The organism is Psychromonas sp. KJ10-2, assembly GCF_047323255.1.
GTDB lineage: Bacteria > Pseudomonadota > Gammaproteobacteria > Enterobacterales > Psychromonadaceae > Psychromonas.
On the sequence record NZ_CP178827.1, the window covers coordinates 2,270,356 to 2,284,038 of the forward strand.

Annotated in this window: 13 protein-coding genes; 6 read left to right on the forward strand and 7 right to left on the reverse strand. The window is 37.0% G+C overall.

Going from position 1 to position 13,683, the window contains the following annotated elements; genetic code table 11:
- The first annotated feature begins 182 nt into the window (after positions 1-182).
- The 6 genes from ACLKL2_RS10865 to ACLKL2_RS10890 all read left to right on the forward strand — a co-directional run bounded on the left by ACLKL2_RS10865 (position 183) and on the right by ACLKL2_RS10890 (position 5,466).
- Positions 183-875: a response regulator transcription factor gene (locus ACLKL2_RS10865; protein WP_113819890.1), complete on the forward strand. Its 693-nt coding sequence runs from the start codon at positions 183-185 to the stop codon at positions 873-875.
- Positions 872-1,315, forward strand: coding sequence for a histidine kinase sensor domain-containing protein (locus ACLKL2_RS10870; RefSeq protein WP_413691643.1), 444 nt, complete (start codon positions 872-874; stop codon positions 1,313-1,315). The genes ACLKL2_RS10865 and ACLKL2_RS10870 overlap by 4 nt, the downstream gene beginning before the upstream one ends.
- Before the next feature lie 80 nt (positions 1,316-1,395).
- Positions 1,396-2,208, forward strand: a complete 813-nt coding sequence (locus ACLKL2_RS10875; protein ID WP_413691644.1) for a HAMP domain-containing sensor histidine kinase — start codon at positions 1,396-1,398, stop codon at positions 2,206-2,208.
- Between the two features lie 103 nt (positions 2,209-2,311).
- Complete coding sequence (locus tag ACLKL2_RS10880; RefSeq protein WP_413691645.1) at positions 2,312-2,584, forward strand: hypothetical protein; 273 nt, start codon at positions 2,312-2,314, stop codon at positions 2,582-2,584.
- Entirely contained in the window at positions 2,568-4,247 is a 1,680-nt protein-coding gene (locus tag ACLKL2_RS10885; RefSeq protein ID WP_413691646.1) for a TonB-dependent receptor domain-containing protein, read from the forward strand. The genes ACLKL2_RS10880 and ACLKL2_RS10885 overlap by 17 nt, the downstream gene beginning before the upstream one ends.
- Before the next feature lie 214 nt (positions 4,248-4,461).
- Positions 4,462-5,466, forward strand: coding sequence for an alpha/beta hydrolase (locus tag ACLKL2_RS10890; RefSeq protein WP_413691647.1), 1,005 nt, complete (start codon positions 4,462-4,464; stop codon positions 5,464-5,466).
- A gap of 59 nt (positions 5,467-5,525) precedes the next feature.
- Here ACLKL2_RS10890 and ACLKL2_RS10895 read toward each other — a convergent pair whose 3' ends face one another.
- From ACLKL2_RS10895 to ACLKL2_RS10925, 7 genes are all read right to left on the reverse strand, one after another.
- A complete protein-coding gene (locus ACLKL2_RS10895) occupies positions 5,526-5,819 on the reverse strand; it encodes a putative quinol monooxygenase (RefSeq protein ID WP_413691648.1) in 294 nt (97 codons plus the stop codon).
- A gap of 790 nt (positions 5,820-6,609) precedes the next feature.
- Entirely contained in the window at positions 6,610-7,335 is a 726-nt protein-coding gene (locus ACLKL2_RS10900) for a hypothetical protein (RefSeq protein WP_413691649.1), read from the reverse strand.
- 987 nt (positions 7,336-8,322) lie between these two features.
- Positions 8,323-8,595 (reverse strand): phage integrase central domain-containing protein, encoded by a 273-nt coding sequence (locus ACLKL2_RS10905; RefSeq protein ID WP_413691650.1) that lies wholly within the window; start codon positions 8,593-8,595, stop codon positions 8,323-8,325.
- 362 nt (positions 8,596-8,957) lie between these two features.
- Entirely contained in the window at positions 8,958-9,821 is an 864-nt protein-coding gene (locus ACLKL2_RS10910) for a YicC/YloC family endoribonuclease (protein ID WP_113818912.1), read from the reverse strand.
- 345 nt (positions 9,822-10,166) lie between these two features.
- Positions 10,167-10,997 carry an HDOD domain-containing protein gene (locus ACLKL2_RS10915; protein ID WP_413691652.1) on the reverse strand — a complete coding sequence of 277 codons (831 nt, stop codon included), beginning with the start codon at positions 10,995-10,997 and terminating at the stop codon, positions 10,167-10,169.
- A gap of 150 nt (positions 10,998-11,147) precedes the next feature.
- The gene (locus tag ACLKL2_RS10920; protein WP_413691653.1) at positions 11,148-13,301 is read right to left on the reverse strand and encodes a fatty acid cis/trans isomerase; all 2,154 of its coding nucleotides are present in this window, start codon (positions 13,299-13,301) and stop codon (positions 11,148-11,150) included.
- A complete protein-coding gene (locus ACLKL2_RS10925; RefSeq protein WP_413691655.1) occupies positions 13,268-13,489 on the reverse strand; it encodes a hypothetical protein in 222 nt (73 codons plus the stop codon). Before ACLKL2_RS10925 ends, ACLKL2_RS10920 begins: the two co-directional genes overlap by 34 nt.
- Positions 13,490-13,683: the final 194 nt, after the last annotated feature.

Below are 13,683 nucleotides of genomic sequence, written 5' to 3' on the forward strand. Positions count from 1 at the left end.
TACTCCATTACCTTTATTTGGGTTTCCCTTCAATAAAGTTACCTGCCACCATCAATGATAATGATGTCGTTTTCAATTAAATATGCCCTCACAGCAACACTCTCAAGCCGTGATTTGTTATTCATGACGAAAAACAGTATTATTCTAAATGAGATTAATTATCATCGATGGAGTGATGAACCTTGTTTAAAACAGCTAACGTACTCATCATTGAAGATGACCAGTTATTAAATGATCAGGTTAGCGAAATACTAATCAATAATAACTTTTTAGTGGAACAATGTTTTGATGGAGAAGCAGGACTAGAAAAAGCAATTAACAACAAATACGACCTCATCTTACTCGATGTTTTATTACCCAAACTTGATGGTTTTTCTGTCTTAAAGCGTTTACGCTCGTGTCGTGATACTCCTGTCATAATGATAACTGCTTGCGGTGCGGAAGAAGAGCGTATTAAAGGCTTCAGTCGTGGTGCAGATGATTACCTGCCAAAACCATTTAATATTGAAGAGTTAATGTTACGTATTAATGCCTTATTAAGGCGTACGATGAATAACAAGAAAAATAGCATTAACAGAGCAGAATTAAATATTGGTTTATTTTCTTTGAATAAACATTTATTACAAGCCAGTTATAACAAGAAACCGCTCACATTGACTAATATTGAATTTAATTTACTTTGGGTTTTATTAGAAAATAAAAATGAAATACTTAGTAAACCTTACCTTTATCAAATCGTATTAGAGCGTGAATTTAGTGCTTATGATCGTAGTCTCGATATGCATATAAGCCGTATTCGTCGAAAATTAATAGGCACAGGTATGTTCTCTGATGGTCTAAAAACCGTACACGGAAAAGGCTATCGCTTATCATGAAGAATACTCTATTTTGGCGTTTATTAGCTTCTATATTTTTTGTTACTGTGGGGCTGTTTGCATTTATTAATTACCTTACAGACAAAACACAGCTAGAAATGAGTTTTATTAAAACAGAAGACCAACAACAATTAATAAACTATGCCAAACAAGCAGAAAAACTATATTTACAAGGTGATCAACAGGCTTTACAAGATTGGATAACCTCCCTACAACAAACAGAAAAAACATGGGTTGCTATTATAACCTCACAATTGACACCTGAATTCGGCAGTTATGTAGATAAAAAGTTTAATGAAGAATTTAGATTAGGTCGTGGTGTTGACTGGAAAGTGCACCTTTATTTTGATCAAAACCCAGTAATCGAATTACCATTCTTAGATAAGCGAACACATTTTTTAATACGCCTACCAGAGCGAATGAGGCCGGTACTTACCTAAAACAAATACACCTATTTCAACAAGTCGCGCTGCCTTTATTACCTTTATTATTACTGACGTCATTACTCTATCGGTACCTAATGTCGCCATTGCAACGCTTAAGAGTCGCGACCAAAAAATTTAGTAAAGGCAACTTTAATGTTCGAGTCAGACCTAACTTAGGCAAGCGTAATGATGAACTGACAGACTTGGCCGATGCTTTTGATCAAATGGCAGAAAATACCGGTGCGCTTATTATTCAACAAAGACAGCTCATCGCTGATTTATCACATGAATTAAGGACACCTATCACGCGCATGGAACTAGCGATAGGTAGTGCTAAACAAGGTATATCACAATTAGACCTATTACCTCGATTAGAAAAAGAAACATCAGAAATTCGCTCTTTAATAGAGGATACCTTAACACTCGCTTGGCTTGAAAATGAAAAACCCATTTTAACAGGGGAACCTTTCGACCTAATTGAATTATTGGAGGTCATTGTTGAAGATGCTAAATTTGAATTTCCTAATGCAAAGATAACATTAACATCTCCGCAGTGTTTACAACTTATTAAATGCAGTCAACGTTCACTTAGCCAAGCACTGGAAAACTTGATTCGCAACGCCTTAAAATACAGCCCAAACAATAAAGCAGTGGTAGTTAATGTCACAGAGCACCATAAAAATGTTGCCATCTCGGTTAGTGACCAAGGAAATGGCGTACCAGACCACCTTATAGAAAGTATATTTCAGCCCTTCTTTCGAGTGGATCAGTCTCGAGATAAAAATACTGATGGGGTTGGTTTAGGATTAGCATTAGCAAGACGTCATATTGAGGCTAATTCAGGAAAATTAAACGCACAAAACTTGTACCCTGGACTACAAATGCAAATAGACATTCCACTTAGTTGATATTAAATATCATTTGTAATATTTGTAACAATGCTTTTTAAACGAGTCTAAATCTTTATAATTTCATTTAGTAATAATTATCATTATTAAATGGAGTTTTTAAATGAATAAGAATATAAAGCTAAAACATAGTGTTCTAGCACTAGCTGTTACATCTGCGCTTATTAGTCCAAAATTAAGCGCAGACCAACAGTTTGACACGATCACAGTAACAGGTGAACGCATCTCCTTATCTGAAACCAATATCAACCAAGAACATTTAGAAAAGTCTCAAGCCTCTGACCTTAAAGATGTCTTCAAAAATGAGGCTGATATTTCGGTAGGTGGTGCCTCAACAGTATCGCAAAAAGTATATGTACGTGATCTCAGAGAGTAATATGCTCAACGTCACCATAGATGGTGCGAAACAATCTGCCAGTACATTTCACCACCAAGGCAGTATCTCTATTGAACCCGAATTACTTAAACAAGTTGAAGTACAAGCAGGAGCTGGTGATGCGCTAAGTGGTGCTGGTGCACTAGGCGGTGCAATTAACTTTACAACAAAAGATCCTGAAGACTTATTAAAAGAAGATGAGCGTTTTGGTGCGTTAATCAAAGGCAGTTATAACACCAATGCTAGTGCATATAAAACCAGCCTTAGTTTATATGGAAAAATAAATAATCATTGGAGTGCAATGGCCACTGTGGTTCAAACTGAATCTGATAATTATGAAGATGGCAATGGAAACGAAATTGCATATACAGAATATGAACAACAAAATGGGTTAGTGAAGGTTGTTGGTCGATTTGACAATAATCAACGGGTGGGTATCAGCTTCGATCATCGCATTGATGATGGTGAAAAATTGCTTAGACCGAACTGGGCTTTAGCAGGTAACAACCCTAGTGTAGAAATGGAAGCTCACCGTACAACGAGTAAGCTAGAGTACTCAATCGCTCCTGAAAACAATCAATGGCTAGCGTTAGACACAAATGCTTATTATACAGAAAACAATATTACTCGTGTAGACGATGACGCAGAGGGTAAAATTAGCACTTATGGTGTTGATATACGTAACTCCAATCACTTCTCAGACGGTTCAATTACTTATGGATTAGATTACCGTCGTGATAAATCATCTTATCAATCCACCAGCGAAGATGCACGTGACGAAAAAGGCGATGTTTATGGTATCTACTTGCAAGCAGAGTTTCAGCTAGCACAAGCATTATTGTTAAACTTAGGAAGTCGCTACGATATTTATAAAACAACCGATGCAGACCAACAAAAGTTTGAAAGCAAAGGTTTTAGCCCTAATGTCAGTGTATTGTTTTCTCCAAATGATGACCTGCAATTAGAGCTTGGCTTTGCACAGGCGATGCGTGGTGTTGAAGTGAGAGAAAGTTACCTCATCTATACAGGTGGTTATACTAATGCCGCTGATTTGAAAGAAGAGAGGGCTGAAAACCTAAGTTTTTCCATTGATTATAATCTCGCAGGGGTAGGGCTATCTGCTAATGTCTATTACGCCACCATTGATGATGTTATTACCTACGGCGAATGGGGAGAAACTAACTATACAGAATTTAATAATGACGGAGAATTAGTCAATAAAGGGGTTACACTGGGTGTAAGTTATAATTGGTCTGCATTACAGGCTAGTGTGGCGTACAACCACAGTGTCTCAGAGTTAAACGGTGAACCCATAGGCGGTTATTATGATACTGACCTTGGTATCTCCACTGGTGATCATGTCAACACTAGCATCAGTTACCAATTTTCAGATTCGTTAGAGTTTGGTTGGTCAGGACAGTTTGTTGCACGCCTTACTGATACACATGACGATGTATTAGAAAAAGCAGGTTACGGTGTTCACGATCTTTATGGGCAATGGCAACCACTGAAAAACGACTCATTAAAGCTAACATTAACGGTTAGTAACCTATTTGATAAGCAATACCGAGATCAATCAACTTTTGGTCCGACCATCTATGGTGCAGCTGGCGATATGGCACCTGGTCGAGACATGAGGATTGGTCTTGCTTGGGCACTGTAAGTTAACGCCTTTCCACACTGACATATAGAATATATCAGTGTGGAAGTATATTTATTTCTTTAATGAAACTTACCACACAGAAGTAAGTGCTTGTGATCAGTAAAATGGAACAAGTCATTGGAAGAATTAGCATGGCCTAATTCGAGAGTCGCAACGCACTTTTGGCAGTAAACATACCACCTCAGGGCATATATACTGGCTGTAAGGATGAAAAATGAAACTGATAAAAGTATTGCTCACACTATTTAGCACATCTGTTCTCTTTTCTCATGCTCAACAATCTCCTCAGGACCTACCACATCATAAAGAGCAAGCCTTCTTCTCACTCACTGAACTTCAAGCAGCCGATAAACAAGCTACCGCGGATTTACAATATATAGCAGCCAGTGATCAAACCCTACTCGCTTACCGCGCCTACCTTCCTATGAGCCCACATGCGGTACTTATTTTTTACCATGGGGCGGGCGCGCACAGTGGCTTAAGTTACTCTCACATAGGCGTCACACTACGTGATAAGTTTAATATTGCTGTTTATACACCAGATTTAAGAGGTCACGGTTATTCACAAGGAACCCGTGGAGATACACCTAATGAACAGCAAGTATGGCAAGACATTAATACTTTGATCAGTCTAGCCCAACAGCAATTTCCTAACAGCCCTATTTTTTTAGGTGGGCATTCTGCCGGTGCGGGTTTATTACTTAATTATGCAGAATGGGCTACCCAACAAACAGCCCCTCTAGCAATAGCTGGCTATACTTTTATCGCGCCCTACTTTGGATATCGATCTGATACTAATTACCAAGAAGATCAACAGGCTTTCCAATTTGCACAGGTAAAAGTCAGTAAGTTTATAGCGAATAGTGTCAGTGGAGGTTTATTATTTGGTCACTCAAAGGCAGTCACGTTTAATTACCCAAATACAGTGTTAACTGATAATCCGAAAATAGTCCCTTTCAATACTGTCAACATGTCTAAAGCAATCACCCCTTCTCAGCCCAATAAGCAATTAGTTCACGCCAGCCCCTTTGGTTTATGGATAGGCAGCCAAGATGAAGCATTTGATCCAATAAAAGTCACCGAGTTTGCAAAGCTATATGCTAAGCAGTCACAACAAAATACAATCGAAATAATGCAACAAGCAAATCACTTTTCGATTATTTTAGAAGCAGCCGAACAGATTGGTCCGTGGATATATAAAATAATCAAAACACATTAAATGTGTAATATAAAGCCTCATAATATGAGGCTTTAATAGTTTGATAATTACTAATAAAATTAAGCAGTTAACAAATTCATTTCACTAACCGAAAAACGCTCAACTTTACCTTCCGTTGCCTGCACATAATCAGAGAGGTGAGCAGCAGCACCATGTTGCGACCATAACTCTCGACTTGCCCACTTTTCAAACATCATGAAATGGGTAGGTTTTTCTTTATCTTGATGTAAATCGTAGTTAATACACCCCGCTTCTGTTTTGGTGATTTCAACTAACTTTAATAGCTCAGACGTAACAAATGCTAGGTGCTCAGGTTTTACAATAATATTCGCAATAATAGTTAATTCAGACATGGTATCTTCCTAATAAGAGAGGGTAAATTATTTAATGCAGTAATAGTAATCGTCAATAAATAAAAGATAAACACACGCTTTATTGAAAGATTGTCAATTTTAAATAGATAATCCTTCACTTAGCATATTGGATACAGTGTCTAAATAGTCAGAATATTCGCCAGCAATAAACCTATTTCGCTCAGCGTCTATTTATACCAATCACACTAAGTAACTGATCTATTTTACTTGTTAAAATAACTGACTCCTTCGTTGTTATTTTCGCAAATAGAACAACTATTAAAGAATTAACATCTTTTGGTTAATTCTCCGATAGACCATTAACGAAGTTAATCGTCGAAAGGCTTAAATTACGTCTTGAACTAAGCTATTTTTCCTGCGCAAAATGTAGATCACTTATTTAATACAATTGATATTATTTAATCTAGCCCACCCCATTAGATCAAATAAATTTCAATAAAAACAATCATTTATTTGTGATTTCAAGTTAAGAGAAAAGTATTAACCATGATTAATAAATGTTTACTACATTGGTAGTTCTGAATAAAAAAAGCCCCGATATACGAGGCTTCATAAGAGTTTAAAAACAACTAAAAACACTACTCAATATTTTGCATCTAATTATTGAATAATAAAATATATCTCATCCAAAACAGTAGCTTAATTAAAATAACACAATAAAAACCCCACTGTGTCATCACTTGGTTAACAACAAGCTAGTAAATAGAAGTAATATATCTACTGCATAATTACTTCAAAATAAATAACATAATCTTTCTTAATTTATAAATTAATTTAATGATTTTCGTAATGGAATTAAAGAAATTAAGGCAAGTAATAGGATTAAAATATTATTTGGCTCTGGAACAGGGAAAACTGCATTACTCAAATACAATCTATTATAATTGTCTATGCCATCCCATGTAGACGAGTTATGAAGGCTTAATGAAAGAAGGTAGTTATTTCCTTGTTCTAAAAGTACACTTTCTTCAGTTCCACCATCAAAAGAAACATCTGTATTTGTAGTAATATTAGTTAACTTTAACAAACTATCTCCGTCAGAGCCAACAGGGTTTAAAAGTAAATTTAAAAATGTATTCTCATTCAATACCTCAAAATTCCAATCCCAATTAAACCACTCAGAAGCAGAACTCTCACCTAATTGATTCGCCATATCTACCTTTCCCTGTATCAGGGTAAACTGAAGACTACCTCCATCACTAATAACTTTTGTATGTGAGTCATGAGTATATGACTCATTAGATTGACCATCTTTATATTTTTTTGTAAAAAAAGCCTCATGTGTATAACTATTGTCTTCACCTAAACCATAAAATAAACTGCCTTGAGAATAAACTTCTTTAGCCGTTCCATCGTGAAATTGAGCACTAAGGCTAGACTCATAAGATTCATAATTTGTTTTTAATATTGCAGTCGCAGAACTCCCTAAAGAGAAAAACGAAAGTACAACTAAAACACAACATTGTTTTATAGTTATTTGGATAAACTTATTCATTGTTTCCAGCCCTTAAAATTTATTTCAAAACAAACATTTAGCTGTATCTATGAGCAAAAATCACGCCAGAGTAAAAATATAAACACAATAATTATTTTAAAAAGGTAAGAAACTATATTTTTGCAGCAACTTTTATCTCAAAAGTACCTAAAATTGCAGAGATAAGCTTTCCTAAATGATGTAAGGTTTAATACTAAGCACAACCAAATCAAAAATATGTCACAACGCTGTAAGGAAATCTGACAGTAAAAAAAGTAGGATCTGTTGAATGGGGTAAAAAATACATTCTCTAACTATAAAAAATATAAAAAGGCCATAATTATTAGAAAGTTAAAATTATTTCTCCCACCCATTAATAAAAACCGTCTTTAAGTGTAATAAATATCGACAAAAATTATTAAGTTACAAAATTTATCAAACATTAGTGCTAGAAGAATATACTCTAAAGTGTCTAATACTCCCTCATTTTAGGAATCAGCTTAAGCTTTCAAACCACCAGCTTATGACCATTCACTTTTAGCCATTCTTTATGATCTCTGTAATCAGGCATTACTCGCTCTACTTTTTTACCAAATAATTTAGCTAATGCATTATTTAAAGTGTCGTCAGAAATATACTTTCTACGCTTACTCGACCTTCTTGACGGGAGTACGTACTCAGAACCACATGTTCGTATATAACGCTCTTTAAGCTACAATATCGAAGCCGATGGCAATGGTATCGTAATCGCTACTCCTGTTTTATTTTCAGCTGGCATGTGCCATAACTTATTTTCAACATCGAAATCTTCCCACTTGGCAGATATTAACTCCTCTTTTTTTACTCCTAAAGAAAGAAGTAGAGCACAAGCTAAATAATTATCACGAGTGAAGATTTCGCTATTATCATTAAAAACTGTAAAGACTATTTTGAGTTCATCAAGACTTAATGCCCTATCTCGATTATTGCTAACCCCACCAGCATCAGATTGAGTAAAGGCTTGTGCTGTTATAGGTAATTCAATTCAGTTTCACCTGCATGACAAAATAATTGCTTAGCGTATATTAGCGCTTGGTTAGCTGTAGAAGAACGCCCACTATCCATTACCGTTTGAATTATTTCTCTTATATCGTGAGGGCTAACATCTTTAATTGCTAAAGCACCAAGGTGCTTTTTAAGCTCTTTACGATAGAGACGTAATGGTATATCTGGATGTTTTAAACACTTCTTAAGGTCATTTTTATAAAAATCATCAAACAGGTCATCAACAGTGCGAATCACTTCCTGCTACTCACGTTTGCGTTTCGATTTAGGATCAATCCCTGTACTAACTTGAGAACAAATTTCCGCTGCTATTTTTTGCCTGACTAATTGAACAATGGGGGTAAGATTCAGGTAATGCAATTTGACTTCGTTTATTAGCCAACGTGTATTTAACCACCTAAGAGGGGTTACCTCTTGCGATTCGAAAATATAAACCGGTATCAATAGCGAGCATTACAGCCTTGCCCTTCCGTATAAGAGCGTCAACCTACTTATTTTTCATAAACTTACATCAATAGTGATGACACAGAACGAACAAAAAAGCCCCGAAATACGGGGCTTTACAAGAACTCAAGAACAACTACAAACAACCGAAAACACTACTCAATATTCTGTACCTGTTCGCGCATTTGTTCGATTAATACTTTACACTCAACGGCTGCGGCTGTGATGTCGGTGTTGATTGCTTTAGAGCCTAATGTGTTTGCTTCACGGTTGAACTCTTGCATCATAAAGTCTAAACGGCGGCCGATAGCGCCCCCTTTTTTTAATACATTACGTGCTTCAGAGACATGAGAATCTAATCGGTCTAACTCTTCAGCTACATCTGATTTTTGCGCTAACAGCACTAACTCTTGCTCTACGCGTGTACCATCTAAATCAACTTTAGCATCTTCAAATTTTTTCAAAATACGCGCTTTCTGCCAAGCGTGAACAGCAGGCATAAAGTCACGTACAGTAGCTGCTTGCTCGCTGATATTAGTTAAGCGTTGCTCGATAAACACACCTAGGTTTGCACCTTCTGCGGCACGAGAATCAATGAAATCATTTAGTGTGCTTTCAAAACCAGCCATCAGCTCTGCGCTAACGGCGTCGATATCTTGCTCTGGCGCTTGCATCACACCTGGCCACTTTAAAATATCAACAGGGTTTATTTGCCCTGTGCCTATTTGCTCAGTCACCCATTGCGCATTGTGAATTAGTTGAGTGGCTAATTCTTGATTCATATTCAGACATGTGCTGCTGGTTGAGTTAGCATCAAAACGTAAACTACATTCGACTTTACCGCGCTCTAAGCGCTTACGAAATGTATCTTTTAATTTTGTTTCTAAACCACGAAATTGCTCAGGCAAACGAAAATATGTTTCAAGATAACGTTGGTTCACAGAGCGGATTTCCCAAACTGCTGTCCCCCAATCACCTTTTAATTGCTTGCGTGCAAATGCCGTCATACTGTAAATCATACTTTCCCCTCTCAATTTGAATCACGAGTATAACTGACTATCCCCCAAACATGCTACGTCGAGCTGCAATTTGCCATTGATTTTATATAACAAAATCCTAATGCGTCATTTAATGTCATACTTTTCAAGAGTAGATTAATTCCAATCGATAAAATGGTCTATTAATCATAAAAATAATTAATAGACAGTAGTAAAGGTTAATTTAAAGAGGAGATGATTCAATATCGCTAGGTTAGCAATATTTATGGGGCAATGATAAATATAGTTTTACTGACAATGGCTAAGCAATTCACCTAGCCACAGATTTGAAGTAGTTAAAAATTAAAACAGATTATGTATTCTCCGTTAGTTTTTAATATCACGTGCGAGTGTCTGACCTTCTTCAATCATCTGACTAAACGTCTCTAACAACCCTTCTACTTTTAAATTAATTTCTTGGGTTAATGGCTCTGGGAAACGTTTAATTATCACGTCAGGAGGAAGATTAAGCGACCAAGCAAAACGAGCAAACACTGAAAGACGAATTAATACTGCAGCTTGCGATGTGTTGTCATATTCTAACGGATCTAATTGCTGCTCAATAGCATCGATAAATACGGAAGAGAAGTTCCAATGTCTGGCTAACGCTGCACCAACTTGCGTATTATCAAAACCAAGTACTTCACGCTCCGCATACAAGCGCGGTTGTCCTGCATCAATAGCAACTTTAATCAAACTACACTCAGCGGGCTTAATGGTTTGTAATAATAGTTCGCCGATATTATGCATCATGGCACAAGTAAAAGCGGTATCGCTGTTGATTTTCGTATGTCTTGCTAAATGTTTGGCAATACTCGCCGTAATGAAAGTTTCTTCCCAAAATTTATCTTTATCGAAGCTAGGTGTATCAGGGAATACATTTGATAAGCTGGCTGCAACGACAATACTTCTGACTTGATTAAAGCCTAATCGAATAACAGCTTCTTCAATAGACTCGACCTCTTTGCCTCTTCGATAAACCACAGAGTTTGCCATGCGGATCACCTTTGCACTAATCGACTGATCTTTTGCTACTTTTGCCGCAATTTCCTCTACCCTGACATCCTCATCAGAGAAAGAGTCCATTAGTTCTAATAGAATGAGCGGTAAAACAGGTAACTTTTTAACATCTTTAAAAAGATCAGCGGTGAGTTCCATCAGTGTATTTTGCCTATTGAGTAATTAATTCAACAAAATAGTACCTAACTTCACTAAAATCAACCAAAAACACCCATTAAGAGATATTTTTAGAAAGAGTTATGATAAATACAAATGTAAAATAATTATCATACCTCTGGTAAAAGCACTTTAACGGTTAATTAGGCGGTTATAGTCAAACAAACCATACTCAATGGGGTCTTGTTGTAAGTAGAGGTCATGTAAATAATCGCTGACTTCCCAGAAATTAGGGTTACTTCTACGTATGCCATAGGTCGCCATTAAGGTTGCAAATTTCTTTTTATCTTTTGCTTCAGAAAATAAACGTACAAAGTCAGCTTCATCTGCTGCATTTACTTTAAAGATCAATCCTGGATACGTACCTAAGAAGCCTTTAAATATTTCTGAGTTATCTTTAGAAGTTAGACGGTTAGCTGCTTCATTTAACAAGCTTGATACATTCTCATGTTCGTTATGACGCAATATTGTATAACCTCTGTCAGCTCCGTTTTCATCTTCCACCACGATGAACGACACCTGTGGCAGTGAAAGCACTACGGAGTTATCTAAGTTATTCAAACGCTTGAGCATTATATCTTCGAGTGGCACACGATACTGAGTATTTTTAGCGCGTAACATATCAGGTGCGTAAACATAGTTTTTTAACTTACTTAGTAGCTCTTCTTTAGGGAAGTCTGTATTAAATTCAATCCCTGATGGGCGAGCATTCATCAAGTTCTCATCGTTCAGGTATTCGCTTAATTCCTTCGTTGCATCAATATACCAACTTGTTAATACTGACCTTCTATACTCGTTTGGAATAAATGAAATGAAGTTTGCTTCTGACTCAATGCGTAAAAAGTCCATGTACAAACGCGTGGTTAACTGGTGACCAACATTGCCATACACATCAAACCCAGCGACTAGTAGATAATGAATACGCTCTAGTACAGGGTAATCGATTAACCAAGCCGTTTTAGGCTGTTTACCTATTGCACCTTTTACCACAGTTGCACTATCTATATGCCGGAATACCGTTAACGCCGCATTTTCATTGCCCGACCAAATATTATCCAAGGTTAAGCCTTCGACATGATCCATCTCTTTCTTAATGAAGTCACTCTTAGCTTTAACATATTGGCGATTACCTTTTGCATAGGACAACCACTCTCTAATGGAAAGGTTATTACTACTCGACTCAGCGGGGAGTCGCAAATTATCAGCTTGGCTGTATACAAACTGGTCGACATCTTTATTAGCGGTAGACTCAGGGTCAACAAAGAATACCCAGAACTTATCGTTAATCACATTTACTGCCACTTGACCACGGCAAACGGGCCCTTTGATAAAACCGCCAATGGTAAAATATGCTTCCTGTAACATAAACTGATAGCGAGAATAAGTAGGGATATCTTTGAAAACTAAAAAGGGATTGAAGTCCGCATAATCCGGCAATGAGTTAACCGTGAAATCAGCATCATAAAAAAGCTTATCCCAAAGCTGCTCTCGTTTTTCATTTAACACATAAGGTAGATTGGTTTTAGCTAAGGTGATCGCTCTGTCTAACACTAACCGGTAATAAACACGTTCTACTTTAGGGCCATCATAAGGACGACGAGTGGCAATCACTTTCACTGGCTCGCCAGGAGGCGTTGATGAGCGTATTAAATGAAAGAAACGCGGTGGTGTATCTGTACTAATAGGTAAAGCATCAAAATAGATATGGCCAATGAATAGGTGCTCGTAAATATAACGCGCAATTAACTGATCTTTACGTGAGTCTCCATTAAGCTTTTTCTCCCAATGCTCAACCAGCTTGACTGTTTCATCTGACAAAGCCAAAGGCTCAGACATAGGTGCGCCACGTGATATCCACTGCTCTAATGTTTTGAACTCATCATGGCTTAAGTTAGGCAAACCATAGGGCATACCTGATAACGGGAAATCTTCCTCGTATTCTGCTAACTCGTTAATATCAGCACATTGATCTTCTCTGTTTAAAGAGTAATTAAACTGTTCTGGTAATACACCTTCAGGTTGTGGATTACGCTCTTTTTGCATTAATAACTTATACATAACGCTGCCTTCCAAGTTAGCCAGCATTGTTTGGTCACGTTCATTAAGCACTGATTTAAAGCCTTTATGACGCCACTCTTCCGTACTGTGAGCATCAATAAATAAGCGAGAAGGAGCAGCTCCTAAAATGCGTTGACCGTTATAAACCAAGGCTTTACTTGCACCACGATCAATCCCTTCAGGGGAGGATAGTTTTAATTGGCAAGGGCATCGTAACAACCATGACAAACTACGCAGCGTTTTTCTAGAATCGGCATCACTTGATCTCGAAACTCTTCTGCTAATGCGTCATCGGTGCTTAATTGTCTTGGTCTAGGTTGCTCTTTGCCATAGTCCTTATTAAGTTGGTCTTCAACATCGGAACAAGCGGTAAGCAGTAGACTGCACAGTAATACAATTAAAACTTTAAAAATCATGAATAGGCTCTATAAAATTGCTAGAATATGGGATTAATTTATTAAAATGCATGTTAACTATAGATCTAATTTGTTATACAACGGACTGTATAGAGATAGAAAGTAGCTCATGATTATTTTTTTATAATCTATTTAAACACGAGTTAAACAAGACCGCCAGACAATGCGCGTCTTGCGATCAAAAATACAAGGTA

Excerpts from the sequence above, each read along its gene's own strand:
- ACLKL2_RS10890 (WP_413691647.1), top strand. The coding sequence starts at position 4,462 with ATGAAACTGATAAAAGTATTGCTCACACTATTTAGCACATCTGTTCTC.
- ACLKL2_RS10875 (WP_413691644.1), top strand. The coding sequence starts at position 1,396 with ATGTCGCCATTGCAACGCTTAAGAGTCGCGACCAAAAAATTTAGTAAA.
- ACLKL2_RS10910 (WP_113818912.1), bottom strand. The coding sequence starts at position 9,821 with ATGATTTACAGTATGACGGCATTTGCACGCAAGCAATTAAAAGGTGAT.
- ACLKL2_RS10895 (WP_413691648.1), bottom strand. The coding sequence starts at position 5,819 with ATGTCTGAATTAACTATTATTGCGAATATTATTGTAAAACCTGAGCAC.
- ACLKL2_RS10925 (WP_413691655.1), bottom strand. The coding sequence starts at position 13,489 with ATGATTTTTAAAGTTTTAATTGTATTACTGTGCAGTCTACTGCTTACC.
- ACLKL2_RS10880 (WP_413691645.1), top strand. The coding sequence starts at position 2,312 with ATGAATAAGAATATAAAGCTAAAACATAGTGTTCTAGCACTAGCTGTT.
- ACLKL2_RS10870 (WP_413691643.1), top strand. The coding sequence starts at position 872 with ATGAAGAATACTCTATTTTGGCGTTTATTAGCTTCTATATTTTTTGTT.
- ACLKL2_RS10900 (WP_413691649.1), bottom strand. The coding sequence starts at position 7,335 with ATGAATAAGTTTATCCAAATAACTATAAAACAATGTTGTGTTTTAGTT.
- ACLKL2_RS10915 (WP_413691652.1), bottom strand. The coding sequence starts at position 10,997 with ATGGAACTCACCGCTGATCTTTTTAAAGATGTTAAAAAGTTACCTGTT.